Genomic DNA, 15,744 nt, shown 5'->3' with positions numbered 1-15,744 from the left:
CGGCATGGACATGATGGATGCCCTGATCGCCGGCGGCTGGTTGATGGTACCGCTGCTGGGCTGTTCGCTAGTGGCCACGGTGATCATCATCGAACGCCTGTGGACACTGAGAGCTCGCCGCATTGCTCCCTATGGACTGGGACAGGAGGTCTGTCAGCTGGTGGCACGGGGGCAGGTGAATCTCTACTGGCTGGAGGGACACTCCCCCCTAGGTGGTGTGCTGGCGGCCGGGCTGCGCAATGCTCGCCTCGGCCACGAGCAGGTGCGCGCGCGTCTTCATGAGGCGGCCACCGCCGTTATCCACGACATGGAGCGATTCCTGAGCCCCCTGGGAACCATTGCCGCCATCACGCCCCTGATCGGCCTGCTGGGCACCGTGGTGGGCATGATCGAGGTCTTCGCGGTGATCGTCACAGGCGACGGGGCCAGCCGCACCGCCGATCTGGCCGGTGGTATTTCCCGCGCCCTGGTCACCACCGCGGCAGGCCTCACCGTGGCTATCCCGTCGCTGATGTTCCATCGCTATTTCCAGCGCCGGGTCGAGGACATCACGGTGCGTATGGAGGAGCAGGCCGGCCAGGTGGTCGAGTACCTCGCCCACTATCCTGGCGAGCTGGTATTGGCCGAGCGACACGGCGGCGAGTCGCAGCCCGGTCAGCGTAGCGAGGAGCAGCTTGAGGCCGATGGGCGCATCGCGCCGAGGGTTAAGCAGCCGTGAGGTTTCCCCGGCGGCGACGCGAACCGGTGGAGGTCAACCTGACTCCGCTGATCGACGTGGTCTTCCTGCTGCTGATCTTCTTCATGGTCTCAACCACCTTCGAGACTCGTCAGGCGCTGGAACTCGAGCTCCCCGAGAGTCAGAGTGGCCAGGACATGGAGGCATCGCCGGTGACCCTGGTGGTCACAGCCGAGGGTGAATACCGACTGGGGGAGCAGATCCATGACGCCGGCATGCTGGGCGAGGCGCTGGCCGCCGAGGCCGAGCAGGCTCGCGAGCATGGCCTGGTGGTGGAAGCCGATGGTCGTGCCGCTCACGCCGACGTGGTGCGGGTCCTGGACCGTGCCGCTGGCCTGGAGATCCGTCACGTGCGCATCGCCACCACGGCGGTATCAACCCCTCAAGCGGAGATACCGTGATCGAACATTCCGGCTGGATCCTCTACAAGCGTCTGCTGGGCTACGTGAAGCCCTATTGGCGGGCCTTTGCCCTGGCGATATTCGGCTATGCCATCTATGCCGCCTCGAGTACCGCCCTGGCAGAAATGATGAAGCGGCTCATCGATGGTATCCAGAATCCCGATGCCGCCTTCCGGCTCTTCCTGCCGCTGTTCGTGGTGGGCATGTTCGCTGCTCGCGGGCTTGGTACCTTCCTCGGTACTTACTTCATGAGCAGCGTGGCGCGCAACCTGGTTCACGTTCTGCGCTGTGATGTCTTCAATCACATGCTGCATCTGCCGGGTCGTTTCTTCGACGACCACTCCACGGGGCATCTGATTTCGCGTGTCACCTACCATGTCGAGCAGGTCACCGGGGCAGCCACCAAGGCAGTCACTATCCTGCTGCGCGAGGGGTTCTTCGTGATCGGTCTGGTGGCCTACCTGCTGTGGACCAACTGGATGCTGACCCTGCTGTTCCTGGCCGTGACACCGCTGATCGGCGGTGTGGTCAGCTATGCCAGCAAGCGCTTCCGCCGCATTTCACGGCGTATCCAGCGCTCAATGGGTGATGTCACCCATGTGGCCTCCGAGGCGCTTTCCGGCTATCGGGTAGTGCGGACCCACGGGGCGGAAGCATACGAGAAGGCGCGCTTTGCCGAGGCCAGCGAGGTGAACCGCCGCCAGAGCATGAAGGAGGCGTTGACCAAGGCCACCAGCACACCGGTGATCCAGCTGCTGGTGGCGCTATCGCTGGCCTTGCTGGTGTGGCTGGCCATGTCGCCGACCCTGCTGGATGCGATGACGCCCGGCGAGTTCGTGGCCTTCGTTACCGCCGCCGCATTGATGGCCAAGCCGGTCAGGCAGCTCACCGAGATCAACAGCGAGATCCAGAAGGGTATCGCTGCCGCCGGGGAGCTCTTCGGCCTGCTCGAGGAGCCCCCGGAGGACGACGAGGGCACGCGTGACCCTGGTCGTCTCGCCGGCCGGGTGCGCTTCGAAGGGGTGCGCTTTGCCTATGGCGAAAACCAGCCCGAGGTACTCAAGGGCATCGACCTCGAGGTGGCGAGCGGCGAGATGATCGCCATCGTCGGCCGTTCCGGCAGCGGCAAGTCGACCCTGGTGGGTCTTCTACCTCGCTTCTATCAGCCGACCGCGGGGCGAATCCTGATCGATGAGGTGCCGCTGGAGGCGTTCCGCCTGCAACCGCTGCGCCGCCAGATTGCGCTCGTCTCCCAGCAGGTCACCCTGTTCAATGCCAGTATCGCCGACAACATCGCCTATGGTATCGACGATCCCGATCCAGCGGAGATCGAGGCTGCGGCGCGGGCTGCCCATGCCCACGAGTTCATCGAGCGCATGCCCGGGGGTTACGACGCCCTGGTCGGCGAGAATGGCGTGATGCTCTCCGGCGGCCAGCGCCAGCGCCTTGCCATCGCGCGGGCGATCTTCAAGGATGCGCCGCTGCTGGTGCTCGACGAAGCGACGTCGGCACTGGACACCGAGTCGGAGCGCCATATCCAGGCGGCCCTGGAAGAGGTCTGCCGGGGGCGTACTACCTTCGTTATCGCTCACCGTCTCTCGACCATCGAGCGGGCCGACCGTATTCTGGTGCTCGAACAGGGCGAGGTCGTCGAGCAGGGCAGTCATGCCGAACTCCTCGCCCGGGACGGGACCTATGCGGCGCTGCATCGTCTGCAATTCCAGGAGCCTGTCTGATCCATGGCGGGCCGTCTCGGCGAGCGCTGTCTGGCAGCAGCCTATCGCGGCGATGTCTGGCTTGTCGCCCTGCGACCGCTCGAGGCCCTCTATCGCCTGATCGTGAGGCGCCGTGCCGAGGCCTATGCAGCGGGCAGACGGTCCGTCTGGCAGGCGCCGGTGCCGGTGATCGTGGTCGGCAACATCACCCTGGGTGGCACCGGCAAGTCACCGCTGGTGGCCTGGCTGGTACGCTTTCTCGCCGAGCGGGGCTGGTCGCCTGGCATCCTTTCGCGGGGCTACGGGGGTCGCAGCGACCGCTATCCACTCTTGCTGGATGCCGATACGCCAGTGGCCGCCTGTGGCGATGAACCTCGCATGCTGGCAGACCAGACGGGAACGCCGGTAGTGGTCGACCCGAACCGCGTCCGAGGCGCGAGGCGACTGTTGGCGGCGGGGTGCGATATCCTGATAGGCGATGATGGCTTGCAGCACCTGGCGCTGGGGCGTGACCTGGAACTCGCTGTCGTGGATGGCCGGCGTGGTTTCGGCAATGGCCGTTGCCTGCCGGCGGGGCCGCTGCGTGAGCCACTGACGCGTCTCGAGAGTGTGGATGCCGTGGTGATCAACGGCGAGCCGGCCTTCGTCCCGCCGGCCGGCGCACATGGCATGACCCTGGCGCCGTCAGCCTGGCGTCGCCTGGGCGACGGGCGGCGAGTGCCGCCCACGCCACTTCCTTTTTCCGGCCCGGTACATGCCGTGGCCGGGATCGGTCACCCGGCGCGCTTCTTCGCAACCCTGGAAGAGCTGGGCGTGGAATCGATCACCCACGCCTTCGCCGACCACCACCGCTTCACGGCGGCCGACCTGGACTTCGCTGATCAGCGGCCGGTGGTGATGACGGCCAAGGACGCGGTCAAGTGTCGCGGGCTGGCGCCCGTCGACACCTGGGTCCTCGAAGTGGAAGCCTGGCCCGACGCTACCTTCATCGACTGGCTGCAGACGCGGCTGGTATCACTCTCAACCCAATGAAACCCATCCGAGGGGGAGTCATGGACAAGGAACTGCTGGCGATGCTGGTCTGCCCGCTATGCAAGGGCAAATTGAAGTACAACCGCGAGGCCGGTGAACTGGCGTGCCGCTATGATGGTCTCGCCTACCCGATTCGCGACGGCATCCCGGTGATGCTGCCCGAGGAAGCTCGAGCGATGGACGTCGACGAGAAGCTGCACGACTCTCCCGGACGCAGCGGCGAGACTTGAGGGGGTCCCATGCAGGAGTTCATTGCCGTCATCCCGGCACGCTTCGCCTCCTCACGGCTGCCCGGCAAGCCGCTGGCCGAGATCGCCGGCGAGCCCATGGTGGTTCACGTCTGGCGGCGGGCCCGAGAAAGCGCTGCCGCTAGGGTGGTGGTGGCAACCGATGATCGTCGCATCGCCGAGGCACTGACTCCCTTTGGCGCGGAGGTGCTGTTGACCGCCGATGATCATCCCTCGGGAACCGATCGCCTGGCCGAGGTGGCCGAGCGACTGGGTCTGGCCGATGATGCGGTGCTGGTCAATGTCCAGGGTGACGAGCCGCTGATCCCGCCGCTGCTGATCGATCAGGTGGCGGCGCGGCTCTTCGATGACCCCGGTGCCTCCATTGCCACCCTTGCCGAACCGATCAGCGATGTCGAGACGCTCTTCAATCCCAACGCGGTCAAGGTGGTACGTGCGCTCTCCGGTCGGGCCCTGTATTTTTCGCGGGCGCCTGTTCCTTGGGATAGAGAGGCCTGGGACAGGGACGCCTTTGCCCATCGCCCTGACTTGCTCGAGACCGATGCCTGGTTGCGGCACATTGGCCTCTATGCCTATCGGGCGAGCTTCCTTGCCGAGTATCGCGACTGGCCCCCTTCACCGCTGGAGCGCCTGGAGCAGCTCGAGCAGTTGCGTGCCCTGCACCATGGTCATGCCATTCAGGTGGCCCTGTCGCGGGTGCCGCATCCGGCTGGGGTGGACACCGAAGAGGACCTGGCACGAGTCCGCGAGCTGATGCTGCAACCGGGAGATCTGTGATGCGTGTGCTATTCGTCTGTCTGGGCAATATCTGCCGCTCCCCCACCGCCGAGGGCGTGTTCCGCCGCCTGCTCGACGAACGCGGGATGGCCCATCGGGTAGGGGTGGATTCCTGCGGCATCGGCCCATGGCACGTGGGCAAGGCGCCGGACCCACGAGCACGCGAGGCAGCCGCTCGCCGTGGCATCGACCTCTCGGCACTTCGCGCCCGGCAACTCGACGACGACGACTTCCAACGCTTCGACGTGCTGCTGGCCATGGACCATGACAACCTTGCGGCCATCGAGGCACGGCGTCCGCCCCAGAGTCAGGTCCCGGCACGGCTGTTTCTGGAGTATGCCGGCTATCCTGACCGCGCCGTGCCCGACCCCTACTACGGCGGTGATCGGGGCTTCGATGAGGTGCTGGACCTGATCGAGGCGGCCTCCCTGGGCCTGCTGGAGGAGATCGAAACGCGCCTGGAGCCCGGGCCTTGAGCCTGGCGCTTCGAGCCCCTCACGACCTCTCCCTGGCCAACACCCTGGGGCTGCCCTGTCAGGCGCAGCGCTTCATCGCGCCGAAAAGCGTCGGCGATCTGCGCGAGGCGCTGGACCTGGCCCACCACGAGGGTTGGCCGCTGACCCTGCTGGGGGGTGGCAGCAATCTGATCCTGCCGGCATGGCTCCCGGGCCTGGTTGTTCGCCCGGCCATGCGCCACTGGTGGCTGGAGGAGGGGCAGGGTGACTCGGTCCTCGTGCATGCCGAGGCCGCGGTGGTATGGCACGAACTGGTCATGGCGCTGGCCGCCAAGGGCCTATGGGGCACCGAGAATCTGGCACTGATTCCCGGGCACTGTGGCGCCGCACCGATCCAGAATATCGGCGCCTATGGCGTGGAACTCAGTGATGTCATCGAGGCGTTGCATCTGGTCCATCTCGACGATGGTCGCGAGGCGGTACTCTCGCCTGAGGAGTGTGCCTTCGGCTATCGCGACAGTGTCTTCAAGGGTGTGCTGAACGGACGAGTAGTGATCACCCGTCTGGTGTTGCGCCTGTCGCGCACGCCGAATCCTCGTCTTGGCTACGGCGACTTGTCAGGCCGAGTCGGGCCCCAGCCCTCGGCCCTGGACGTGGCCGAGGCCGTCTGTGCGATCCGCCGCGAGAAATTGCCAGACCCGGCCGTGCTGGGCAATGCCGGCAGCTTCTTCAAGAATCCCGTAGTGGAGGCCGACTTGGCCCGTCGGATAGTGGACGATCATCCGACGATGCCGCACTTCCCCCAGCCCGAGGGTCGGGTCAAGTTGGCGGCCGGCTGGCTGATCGATCAGTGTGGCCTCAAGGGTTGGCGACGGGGGCATTTTGGCGTGCATGAGCGCCAGGCGCTGGTGCTGGTGCATTTCGGTGGAGGAACGGCAGACGAGCTGCTCGACTTCGCCGGTCGGGTGGCCGACACCGTGGGTGAACGTTTCGGTGTGATGCTGGAGCGTGAGCCGCGACTCGCCGAGCCGGATTGATCCTGCCGGGGCCTTTCCGGCCCCGACACGATAGCGCCCGCAGCCATGGCTGCGGGCGCTGTCATTGGTGCAGGGCGAAAGCGGGCGCTCAGCCCTGCTTGCCCTCCTGGGCCTTGGCCTCCTGCTCACGACGGCGAATCTCACGCGGATCGTTGTGAGCGCGGCGACGACGGCGACTGGCGCGAGCCTCCGCCGGGGTCTCTTCGGCCTTGGCTGTCGTCGGCGAGGCCTCGGCTGCCTTCTCCTCCGGCATGGCGTCAGCCTTTGGCTCGGCAGGCTTGTCGTCAGGCTTCTGCTCAGCCTTTGGCGACTCAGTCTCGACAGGCTTCTCTTCTGGCTTCTGCTCGGCCTTTGGCGACTCGGCCTCTACAGGCTTCTCTTCTGGCTTCTGCTCGGCCTTTGGCGACTCGGCCTTGGCAGGTTTTTCTGCCGGCTTCTGTTTGGCCTTCGATGACTCGGCCTTGGGTTCGGCAAGCTTCGCAGACGGCTTCTGTTCGACCTCAGCTTCGGTCTTAGGCTCTGCCTTGGCTAACGTCGCTTCGGGCGTGGCGACTTTTGACTCCGCCTTGGTTTCGGCAGGCTCATCGGTCCCTTTCTGTTCTGCCTTGGGTGCATCCGACTTGGGCTCGGCCTTCGCGTCGGCTGGCTTTTCTTTGGGCTTCTGCTCGGTCTTGGCTTCGACTGGCTTCTGCTCGGACTTGGGTGACTCGGTTTCGGCTTTCACGTCGGCAGGTTTAGCCTCGGCCACTTGGCTGCTTGGCTGCTCGACTGTCTCCGCTGCGGCCTTGGGCTCGGCTGCCTTCTCTGCCGGATTAGTCTCAGCCTTGGGCGCCTCGACCTTGGGTTCTTCCTTCGCCTCTGTATCGGCAGCGGTCGCTTCTGCCTTATCGGCTTGACCACTTGGTTGCTTGGCGGCTTCTGGCTCGGCTTTTGCTTCCTTAGACTTGGCCGCCTGGTCACCCGGCTGTTCGGCTGTTTCGGGCTCGCCCTCTGCGGCTTCTGCTTGAAGGCGCTGCTGCTCCTCTAGTGCCTTCGGGTTGATGGCATGCTTGCGCGTGCGTTGGCGCGGATTGTTGCGAGTGCGCTTGGGCTTGCCGTCATCCACCGGGGCTTCGGCGGCTGCCGGTTTTTCATCACGCTTTTCGCTCGGTTTCTCGGCTGACTTGTCGCTGACTTTCTGGCGGCGTGCGTCGTCACGGGGCTTCTCGTCACGGGGCTTCTCGTTACGGGACTTCTCACCACGGGACTTCTCATCGTCGGGCTTTTGTTCACGGGCCCTGTCATCGCGAGGCTTGTCGTCACGAACCTTCTCATCACGAGATTTTGGCGCTTCCGGCTGGCGCCCGTCGTCAGAACGACCGCCGCGTCCACGGCCGCCACGGTTGCCGCGATTGCCACGGTTTTCGGTGCTTTCCGCTTTGCTCTCACTACGTTCGCTTTCCTGGCGTGACGAACTGCGTTGCTCATCGCTGCGAGGGCGACGCTGGCGGCTATCCCCGCGATCGCCGCGCTCATCATTACGCTGGGCAGGCTTGCGTGCGCCCTGGTCAGCGCGCGACTCGCCTGTGCGGGCGGACGGTTTCTTCTCGGTATTGGCAGGTGCCTCGTCGCTGCCGAGCAGCTTGGACAGGCCCTTGACCAGGCGCCCCAGCACGCCGGCCTGGGGTTCGGGGACCGGTGGGGCGGCCGGTGCCTTAGTTGCCGCCTTGGGCGTCGGCGGGGCTTCAGGCTCCTGCTGCTGCAGGGATGCGGGTGCCGGCTCGTGGTGGATCACCGTCTTCACTGCGGCCTCGGCGCGCTGGACCGGCTTGCCGAAGGCAGCTTCCGGCTCCTGGCCTACCTCGGTGTCGGTGGAGAGCTCGTAGCTGGAAAGGGTCGTGGTACCTTCCTCATCCACGTGATCGTCGCGCAGGCGCTGGACGTCATAGTGGGGCGTGTCCATGTCCGGGTTGGGCAGCATCAAGACGCGCACGCCCTGGCGCCGCTCGATCTCGGCAAGAACGGACCGCTTTTCGTTGAGCAGGTAGGTAGCGACCGGGACCGGCAGAATGGCGCGGATCTGGGCACTGCGCTCCTTCATGGCCTCTTCTTCGATAAGGCGCATGATGGAGAGCGAGATCGAGCGCACGTCGCGGATGGTGCCCTGGCCGTCGCAGCGGGGGCATACCACACCGCTGGTCTCACCCAGCGAGGGGCGCAGACGTTGGCGAGACATCTCCATCAGGCCGAAGCGGGAGATGCGGCCGATCTGTACCCGGGCGCGATCGAGCTTGAGAGCGTCGCGCATGCGGTTCTCGACCTCGCGCTGGTTGCGGGCCGGGCTCATGTCGATGAAATCGATCACCACCAGGCCGCCGATATCGCGCAGACGCAGCTGACGGGCGATCTCGTCGGCTGCCTCCTGGTTGGTCTGTAGCGCGGTCTCCTCGATATCACTGCCGCGGGTGGCACGCGCCGAGTTGATGTCGATGGAGACCAGTGCTTCGGTATGGTCGATGACGATGGAGCCGCCGGAGGGCAGCTTGACCTCACGCTCGTATGCCGTCTCGATCTGCGACTCGATCTGGAAGCGCGAGAAGAGTGGCACCTCGTCGACGTAGAGCTTGATCTTCTGCTGGTAGGAGGGCATCACCTGGCGGATGAAGGCCAGGGCTTCCTGATGGACCTGCTCGCTGTCGATCAGCACCTCACCGATGTCCTGGCGCAGGTAGTCGCGCATGGCGCGGATGATGACGTTGGATTCACGGTAGATCAGGAAGGGCGCCGGGCGCTTGCCGGCCTCTTCGGTGATCGACTCCCAGACCTGGACGAGATAATCCAGGTCCCACTGCAGCTCTTCCGGGGAGCGGCCGATGCCGGCCGTGCGCACGATCAGGCCCATCTTGTCGGGAACGGTCAGCTGGCTCATGGCCTCCTTCAGCTGACTGCGCTCCTCACCCTCGATGCGCCGCGAGATGCCGCCGGCACGGGGGTTGTTGGGCATCAGCACCAGGAAGCGGCCGGCGAGGCTGATGAAAGTGGTCAGGGCCGCGCCCTTGTTGCCGCGCTCCTCCTTGTCCACCTGGACGATGACTTCCTGGCCCTCCTTGAGCACTTCCTTGATACTGGGGCGGCCCGAGGATTCTTTCAGGAAGTAGTCGCGGGATATCTCCTTGAGAGGCAAGAAGCCGTGACGATCGGCGCCGAAGTCGACGAAGGCGGCTTCGAGGGAGGGTTCCACCCGGGTGATCTTGCCGCGGTAGATGTTGGCTTTCTTCTGTTCCCGGGCACCGGACTCGATGTCCAGGTCATAGAGGCGTTGTCCATCGACCAGCGCGACCCGCAGCTCTTCGGGCTGGGTCGCATTGATGAGCATCCGTTTCATGTCGTCTCGCAAGTAGGGACGCGCCGGACGGCGGTCAACGACGGAGGCGAACCGCTGGTTGCTGCGTGCTTGTGCTCAGCGCATGTCGCGGAAGCGGTAGTGCGCCCGGCCGTTCCGGTTCATCCTTGCACGATGGAACCGACACGGCATGATCATGTTGAGTACGGGGCGGAGGCAGGACATGTCTCGGAGGGACGCTGCCCATCCGGCCCTGCAGTCACCGCCAACACCTGGCATTCATCGATTCGCCTACGCCGGCCTCCGGCACGTTGTTGTACGTATCCCCTGGTCTCCGATCGCGCTACAGAGAGCGAAACCGAAGCCGGGCGTGGCGTTGTGTCGCTTACTTCTCGGCGGCGGGACCTCGGATTGGCGAGGAGCGTCGCGGCCTGATCTTTTCGCTCCGGCCTGCGTGTCTGTCGTGCAGGCGCTCTGGCGGGATGTAACAACCCTTTGAAGCGAACCGATAATATAACAGCAAAGGGGGTGGTCAGCAATCGGCGCAGGATGGCCTGCACTGCGGTAGAATGCGCTTTTCAAGCAGGTTTCCAGTGGAGTGGCGGCATGGCCGAAGGGCGCGATGTACAGTGGGTGGAAGTGACCGAAGGCCAGGTCGGACAGCGGGTGGATAATTTCTTGTTGACGCGCATGAAGGGAGCACCCAGGGCGCTCGTCTACCGTATCGTGCGCAAGGGCGAGGTGCGGGTGAACAAGAAGCGAGTCAAGGCCGACACTCGCCTGGCACTGGGCGACCTGGTGCGGATCCCGCCACTGCGCCTCACACCCCGCGAGGCGGTCCGCGAGGTCAGCGACAATCTGCGCAACCTGCTCGCCGGCAGCGTGCTTGTGGAGGGGCGCGACTGGTTGGTGATCAACAAGCCATCGGGTCTCGCCGTGCATGGCGGCAGCGGAGTGAAGATCGGCCTGATCGAGGCGCTGAGACAGGTGCGCGAGGATCTCGACTTTCTGGAGCTTGTTCATCGCCTGGATCGCGACACCTCGGGCTGCCTTCTATTGGCCAAGTCGCGTCCCGCGTTGCTGGCCCTCAACGCCTCGCTCAAGGAACGCCAGATGGACAAGCAGTATCTGGCGCTGGTAGCGGGGCGCTGGCCGGCACGACGCGATTTCGTCAGCGCCCGCCTCGACCGCTTCGAGCTCGCCAACGGCGAGCGACGGGTGCGGGTCGAGGCCGCCGGCAAGGTGGCCCGGACGCGTTTCGCGGTGCGTGAGGCCTTCGAGAAGGTCACGCTGATCGAGGCCGAGCCGGTTACCGGGCGGACCCACCAGATACGCGTGCATGCGGCCCATGCCGGCCATCCGTTGCTCGGCGACGACAAGTATGGCAGCCGCGAGAGCCAGAGGCTTTCCGCCACCCTGGGTCTGTCGCGACTCTTCCTGCATGCCGCAGCCCTGACCTTTCCCGAGCCCAGCAGCGGCCGGCCGGTGAAGATCAAGGCACCATTGCCCGATGAACTCGAGGCGGTGCTGGCTCGCGCCCGCCATTCCCGCTGACACGGAGGCTTCATGCGCTATCGACTGGCCATCTTCGACTGGGATGGCACCCTGATGGACTCCATCGCAAGGATCGTCTCCAGCATGCAGGCAGCGTCTCGCGAAGCCGGCTGGGGCGAGCTGGAGGCGGAGGCCGTTCGCGACATCATCGGCCTCGGGCTACCTGAAGCCATCGCCACCCTCTGCCCCGGCATCGACGCGGAGCGTGCCGAGCTGCTGAAGGCGCGCTATGCCTTCCATTTCGTCGAGGGCGACACTGGCCCCATGCGTTTCTATCCCGGTGTCGAGGCCGGTCTGGCCCGCCTGCGGGGCAGGGCAAACCAGCGCCTGGCCGTGGCCACCGGCAAGAGTCGCCGCGGCCTTGATCGCATATTCCATGAGAGTGGCAGCGGTGGCTGGTTCCATGCCAGCCGCACCGCCGACGAGACGCTCTCCAAGCCACACCCCCGAATGCTCGAGGAGCTCCTCGCCGAACTCGATGTCGAGGTCGGCGAGGCGGTGATGATCGGCGATACCGAATATGACCTCGAGATGGCGCGAGCGCTGGGCATGGACCGGGTTGCGGTGACCTGGGGCGTGCATGACCCGGCGCGTCTCTCCGCCAGCAGGCCGGTGTTCACGGCCGAGGCGGCGAGCGAACTCTTCGACTGGCTGTACGGCTAGCAGACCAAGGAACCGTAAGACCATGAGTGACGACGACAAGCGTGACGATCGCTGGACGAGCGGACCGGAGCTGACCCCGGAACAGGCCCGCCGGCAGCGAGAGGGGCAGCCGACCGACCAAGCGCCACCGCCTGGCGAGGATGCCGAGACCCTGCGTGAGCGCCAACGTCTTGCCCAGCTGGACATGATGGACCGCTGGGTCGGCGGGGTGCTGGCCGAGCAGCGGCGTTCACGGCGCTGGAAGCTGTTCTTCCGCTTCTTCTTTGCGCTGCTGATCCTGGCCTCGCTCTCAACGACGCTTTACGGGCTCTTCGGCGCCCCGGGCAGCGGTGCGGCTGACCGGCCGCATCTTGGCGTCATCGAACTCAAGGGGGTGATCGATAGTGACTCTCCGGCCAGTGCCGAGCGCATCATCGAGGGTCTGGAGCGTGCGTGGGGCGCGGAAAAGGCCGAGGCGGTCGTGCTGCATATCAATAGCCCCGGCGGCAGCCCCGTTCAGTCACAACGTATCTTCGAGGCGGTGATGCGGCTGCGCGAGACCGGTGACAAGCCGGTCCTGGCGGTGATCGAGGATATCGGCGCCAGTGGTGCCTATTATGTGGCCGCGGCGGCTGACGAGATCATCGCCGCACCCGCCAGTCTGGTGGGCTCGATCGGGGTCATCCATGCCGGTTTCGGCTTCGAGGAGGCCATCGGGCGCCTGGGTGTAGAGCGCCGTGTCTTCACGGCCGGCGATAACAAGGCGTTCCTTGATCCTTTTTCCGACATTGCCCCGGCACAGCGCAAGTTCTGGCAGTCGGTGCTCGAGAGCACCCACGAGCAGTTTATCGCAGCAGTGCGCGAGGGACGCGGCGACCGGCTGGCCGACGACGAGCGTCTGTTCAGCGGGTTGATCTGGAGTGGCGAGCAGGCTCTCGAGCTGGGTCTGGTGGACGAGCTCGACAGTCTCGATGGCGTGGCCCGCGCGCGGCTTGGCGAGGCGAGAACGCGCGATTACACGCCACGTCTCGACCCCTTCGAGCGGATCTCTCGCCAGTTCGGGCGGGTGGCCATGGAGTGGCTTGGCCTGCCGCGGGGTGAGTCGCCTATGCGCTACCAGCTCGCCCCTTAAGGGAAGCTGTAAGCTATAAGCTGTAAGAAAACCCCTTGCCGTGAGCCTTGGTGGCGACACCCCGGCTTACGGCTTACGGCTTACGGCTCGCCGAGAGGGTCCAGCCCGGCTTCGCGCAGCATCTCGCAGAGCCGGATCAGCGGCAGGCCGACCAGGGTGTTGGGGTCGTCGCCCTCGAGCTTTTCGAACAGCGTGATGCCCAGTCCCTCCATGCGGAAGCTGCCGGCGCTGTCCAGAGGCCTTTCCCTCTCCACGTAGCGGGCGATCTCGCCCTCGCTCAGGTGGCGGAACACCACGTCATAGGTCTCGTGACAGACCCGATGGTGGCCTTGTTCGGTGTCGAGCAGCGCCAGGCCGGTGAGGAAGCGCACCCGGTGGCCGGAGAAGCGGCTCAGGTTGGCGCGGGCGGTGGCCTCGTCTCCCGGCTTGCCGAGGATCTCGCCGTCGAACAGCGCCACCTGGTCGGAGCCGATGATCAGGTGTGCGGGAAAACGTTCGGCCAGTCGCTCTGCCTTGGCCAGCGCCAGGCGGTGAACCAGGGCCTCGGGTGCCTCGCCCGGGCGTGGCGTTTCGTCGATATCGGGGCTCTCCCAGGCATAGGGGATTTCCAGGCGGTCGAGCAACTGGCGGCGCCAGCGTGAGCCCGAAGCAAGTATCAGGCGGGGCATGGGTATTCTCCGTGCCGTATGAGGGGAAACAGTGAGTCGGTAGCGCAATAATGGCGCCTCGCCGCCATAGTAACCCGAGACGACGACAGCTTTGACAGGGGCAGGGCGAGTGCCTATCATTGCGCGCCTATGTTGACCTCAAGACTCCCTGGCAGGGTCGAGCCTTACAAGCTTGTGGCCCGTGCCGAACACCTGGAAGGCCTGGTGGCGCTCACTGAGATGGCGAGGCTTGCCGAGGAAGTCGGTGCCCAGTCAGGTGATGCTCAGGTATGGATGGATTTCGCCATCGACCCTCAGGGACGGAGGGAGATACGTGGGCATCTCAAGGCCGAGTTGCAGTTGCCGTGTCGGCGCTGTCTCGAGCCCATGGCGCAAGAGGTCGAGAGCTACTTCCGGCTGGGCATGGTCACCAGTGATGCCCTGGCCGCCGAGCTGCCGAGCACCCACGAACCGGTGCTGGTGGAGAACGAACAGCTGAACCTGCTGGCGGTGGTCGAGGATGAGCTCATCCTTAGCCTGCCCCAGGTGGTTTATCATAGCGAGGCCGAGTGCAAGGTGTCGCGCGACCAGCTGAACAGCGGGGAAGCGACCGACGAGTCGGCCAGCACCCCGGCGAGCCCTTTCGATGTGCTGCGGCAGATCAAGGGCAAACTCTGATATATCCTCGTTTCACTCTGGAGTGACAACCCATGGCAGTTCAAAAGAACCGCAAGACCCGTTCCACACGTGGCATGCGTCGCAGTCACGACGCCCTCACCGCACCGACTTTGTCTCAGGACAAGGAAACCGGCACTACCCACCTGCGCCACCATGTGTCTCCGGACGGTTTCTATCGTGGTCGCAAGGTCGTCGAAGTCTGACGCGACGCCATCTCGGTTGCTAGTGGCTGGCCGCTGACGTGCGGATTGCCATCGATGCGATGGGCGGGGACCTTGGTCCCCGTCCGGCCGTCATGGGGTCAGCCGAGGCCGCCTGCGCCGATCCTGATCTCGAGCTGCTCCTGTTTGGCCCCGCTGGACGACTGGAGGACGAGATTGCCCGCCTGCCGCGGCAGCTTGCCGCGGCGGCGTCACGTCTGCAGGTCGGTGATGCGCCCTCGGTCGTCCTGCAGTCCCAGCGCCCCAGTGAGGTGTTGCGTCACGGTAGCGATACCAGCATGGCCCGAATGCTCGACTGCGTCGCCGGCGGGGAAGCCGTGGCCGGGGTTTGTGCTGGCAACACCGGCGCTCTGATGGCTCTGGCGCGGCGTACCTTGGGCACGGTAGCGGGGATTCCTCGGCCGGCTATCAGCACTGCCATTCCCACCCGAGATCTGGGTCGCTGCTACTTGCTTGACCTGGGCGCCAACGTGGAGGCCAGTGCTGAGCGGCTTGTCGACTTCGCCCTTATGGGAGAAGTGATGGCGCGCCATGTGGACGGCCTCGTCGCGCCGCGGGTGGCATTGCTCAATGTCGGTGTCGAGGGCACCAAGGGCACACGCAGCGTGCGCGATGCCGATGCCTGGCTTCGCCGACATCCCGACATCGCCTACCTGGGCTATGTAGAGGGCGATGGTATCTTCAGCGGTGAAGCCGACGTGGTGGTCTGTGACGGTTTCGTCGGCAATGCCGTGCTCAAGGCAAGCGAGGGTCTGGCGCGGCTGCTCGTCGAGCGGGTTCAGGCGACCTTCGAGGCTCACTGGAGCAGTCAGGTGGTGGGCCTGCTCGCCCGTCCGGCATTGCGTCGGCTCAAGGGTGAACTCGATCCGGTGCGCTACAATGGCGCCAGCTTGCTGGGGCTGGACGGGATCGTGATCAAGAGCCACGGCAGCGCCGATGCCACGGGGTTTCGTTATGCGATTCAACGGGCGGTGAATGAGGTGAAGCGTGACCTGCCAAGCCGGTTGGCCGCGGAACTGTACCATCGCCGGTCCCCTGTCGATTCGACCGCCGGCGGTCGAACCGAGAGTGGATCCAGGCCCGACGGGCCGATCATGCCGGACGTGACCGGTATCGACGACAGCCAACAAGCGCAAAGGTGATCGAC

The 15,744-nt window shown here is 65.3% G+C and carries 16 protein-coding genes; 14 read left to right on the top strand and 2 right to left on the bottom strand.

The genetic code is table 11. The annotated features are described in order from the left end of the window. The first annotated feature begins 4 nt into the window (after positions 1-4). The 8 genes from U5L98_RS12100 to murB are packed head-to-tail and all read left to right on the top strand — an operon-like array spanning position 5 to position 6,401. A complete protein-coding gene (locus U5L98_RS12100) occupies positions 5-718 on the top strand; it encodes a MotA/TolQ/ExbB proton channel family protein (protein ID WP_322558540.1) in 714 nt (237 codons plus the stop codon). Further along, positions 715-1,137 (top strand): biopolymer transporter ExbD, encoded by a 423-nt coding sequence (locus U5L98_RS12095; RefSeq protein ID WP_322558539.1) that lies wholly within the window; start codon positions 715-717, stop codon positions 1,135-1,137. The genes U5L98_RS12100 and U5L98_RS12095 overlap by 4 nt, the downstream gene beginning before the upstream one ends. Continuing rightward, entirely contained in the window at positions 1,134-2,873 is a 1,740-nt protein-coding gene (msbA, locus tag U5L98_RS12090; RefSeq protein ID WP_322558538.1) for a lipid A export permease/ATP-binding protein MsbA, read from the top strand. The genes U5L98_RS12095 and msbA overlap by 4 nt, the downstream gene beginning before the upstream one ends. A 3-nt stretch (positions 2,874-2,876) precedes the next feature. Beyond that, positions 2,877-3,884: a tetraacyldisaccharide 4'-kinase gene (lpxK, locus tag U5L98_RS12085; protein ID WP_322558537.1), complete on the top strand. Its 1,008-nt coding sequence runs from the start codon at positions 2,877-2,879 to the stop codon at positions 3,882-3,884. A gap of 20 nt (positions 3,885-3,904) precedes the next feature. Further along, on the top strand, positions 3,905-4,114 hold the full coding sequence (locus U5L98_RS12080) for a Trm112 family protein (RefSeq protein WP_322558536.1): 210 nt from the start codon (positions 3,905-3,907) through the stop codon (positions 4,112-4,114). Positions 4,115-4,123: 9 nt separating this feature from the next. Continuing rightward, complete coding sequence (gene kdsB / locus U5L98_RS12075) at positions 4,124-4,909, top strand: 3-deoxy-manno-octulosonate cytidylyltransferase (RefSeq protein ID WP_322558535.1); 786 nt, start codon at positions 4,124-4,126, stop codon at positions 4,907-4,909. Next, positions 4,909-5,385, top strand: a complete 477-nt coding sequence (locus U5L98_RS12070; RefSeq protein WP_322558534.1) for a low molecular weight protein-tyrosine-phosphatase — start codon at positions 4,909-4,911, stop codon at positions 5,383-5,385. Before kdsB ends, U5L98_RS12070 begins: the two co-directional genes overlap by 1 nt. Continuing rightward, positions 5,382-6,401, top strand: coding sequence for a UDP-N-acetylmuramate dehydrogenase (gene murB, locus U5L98_RS12065; protein WP_322558533.1), 1,020 nt, complete (start codon positions 5,382-5,384; stop codon positions 6,399-6,401). Before U5L98_RS12070 ends, murB begins: the two co-directional genes overlap by 4 nt. Positions 6,402-6,489: 88 nt before the next feature. Here the strand turns inward: murB and rne are convergent, their stop codons facing one another. Then, positions 6,490-9,765, bottom strand: a complete 3,276-nt coding sequence (gene rne, locus U5L98_RS12060; protein ID WP_322558532.1) for a ribonuclease E — start codon at positions 9,763-9,765, stop codon at positions 6,490-6,492. A gap of 564 nt (positions 9,766-10,329) precedes the next feature. Between rne and U5L98_RS12055 the strand changes: the two genes are divergently transcribed. Genes U5L98_RS12055 through sppA form a run of 3 tightly spaced genes read left to right on the top strand, consistent with a single transcriptional unit; the run spans position 10,330 to position 13,051 of the window. Beyond that, complete coding sequence (locus U5L98_RS12055) at positions 10,330-11,277, top strand: RluA family pseudouridine synthase (protein ID WP_322558531.1); 948 nt, start codon at positions 10,330-10,332, stop codon at positions 11,275-11,277. Between the two features lie 12 nt (positions 11,278-11,289). Next, positions 11,290-11,940 carry an HAD-IA family hydrolase gene (locus U5L98_RS12050; protein ID WP_322558530.1) on the top strand — a complete coding sequence of 217 codons (651 nt, stop codon included), beginning with the start codon at positions 11,290-11,292 and terminating at the stop codon, positions 11,938-11,940. Between the two features lie 22 nt (positions 11,941-11,962). After that, the gene (gene sppA, locus U5L98_RS12045) at positions 11,963-13,051 is read left to right on the top strand and encodes a signal peptide peptidase SppA (RefSeq protein WP_322558529.1); all 1,089 of its coding nucleotides are present in this window, start codon (positions 11,963-11,965) and stop codon (positions 13,049-13,051) included. An 80-nt stretch (positions 13,052-13,131) separates the two neighbouring features. On the opposite strand, the gene U5L98_RS12040 is transcribed toward sppA, so the two are convergent. After that, positions 13,132-13,719 (bottom strand): nucleoside triphosphate pyrophosphatase, encoded by a 588-nt coding sequence (locus tag U5L98_RS12040; RefSeq protein ID WP_322558528.1) that lies wholly within the window; start codon positions 13,717-13,719, stop codon positions 13,132-13,134. Between the two features lie 129 nt (positions 13,720-13,848). Between U5L98_RS12040 and U5L98_RS12035 the strand changes: the two genes are divergently transcribed. Genes U5L98_RS12035 through plsX form a run of 3 tightly spaced genes read left to right on the top strand, consistent with a single transcriptional unit; the run spans position 13,849 to position 15,739 of the window. Further along, positions 13,849-14,376, top strand: a complete 528-nt coding sequence (locus U5L98_RS12035; RefSeq protein WP_322558527.1) for a YceD family protein — start codon at positions 13,849-13,851, stop codon at positions 14,374-14,376. Positions 14,377-14,408: 32 nt separating this feature from the next. After that, the gene (gene rpmF, locus U5L98_RS12030) at positions 14,409-14,579 is read left to right on the top strand and encodes a 50S ribosomal protein L32 (protein WP_151444052.1); all 171 of its coding nucleotides are present in this window, start codon (positions 14,409-14,411) and stop codon (positions 14,577-14,579) included. 38 nt (positions 14,580-14,617) lie between these two features. Next, complete coding sequence (gene plsX / locus U5L98_RS12025; protein ID WP_322558526.1) at positions 14,618-15,739, top strand: phosphate acyltransferase PlsX; 1,122 nt, start codon at positions 14,618-14,620, stop codon at positions 15,737-15,739. The last annotated feature ends 5 nt before the right edge of the window (positions 15,740-15,744 follow it).

The organism is Halomonas sp., assembly GCF_034520545.1.
Taxonomy (GTDB): domain Bacteria; phylum Pseudomonadota; class Gammaproteobacteria; order Pseudomonadales; family Halomonadaceae; genus Halomonas.
The sequence above is the reverse complement of the archived record's forward strand: the minus strand, read 5'-3'. Positions and strand labels throughout refer to the sequence as shown.

Coding starts and splice junctions, on each gene's coding strand:
- U5L98_RS12070 (WP_322558534.1), top strand. CDS start 4,909: ATGCGTGTGCTATTCGTCTGTCTGGGCAATATCTGCCGCTCCCCCACC.
- kdsB (WP_322558535.1), top strand. CDS start 4,124: ATGCAGGAGTTCATTGCCGTCATCCCGGCACGCTTCGCCTCCTCACGG.
- rpmF (WP_151444052.1), top strand. CDS start 14,409: ATGGCAGTTCAAAAGAACCGCAAGACCCGTTCCACACGTGGCATGCGT.
- U5L98_RS12035 (WP_322558527.1), top strand. CDS start 13,849: ATGTTGACCTCAAGACTCCCTGGCAGGGTCGAGCCTTACAAGCTTGTG.
- U5L98_RS12055 (WP_322558531.1), top strand. CDS start 10,330: ATGGCCGAAGGGCGCGATGTACAGTGGGTGGAAGTGACCGAAGGCCAG.
- U5L98_RS12050 (WP_322558530.1), top strand. CDS start 11,290: ATGCGCTATCGACTGGCCATCTTCGACTGGGATGGCACCCTGATGGAC.
- rne (WP_322558532.1), bottom strand. CDS start 9,765: ATGAAACGGATGCTCATCAATGCGACCCAGCCCGAAGAGCTGCGGGTC.
- lpxK (WP_322558537.1), top strand. CDS start 2,877: ATGGCGGGCCGTCTCGGCGAGCGCTGTCTGGCAGCAGCCTATCGCGGC.
- U5L98_RS12100 (WP_322558540.1), top strand. CDS start 5: ATGGACATGATGGATGCCCTGATCGCCGGCGGCTGGTTGATGGTACCG.
- sppA (WP_322558529.1), top strand. CDS start 11,963: ATGAGTGACGACGACAAGCGTGACGATCGCTGGACGAGCGGACCGGAG.
- U5L98_RS12080 (WP_322558536.1), top strand. CDS start 3,905: ATGGACAAGGAACTGCTGGCGATGCTGGTCTGCCCGCTATGCAAGGGC.
- U5L98_RS12040 (WP_322558528.1), bottom strand. CDS start 13,719: ATGCCCCGCCTGATACTTGCTTCGGGCTCACGCTGGCGCCGCCAGTTG.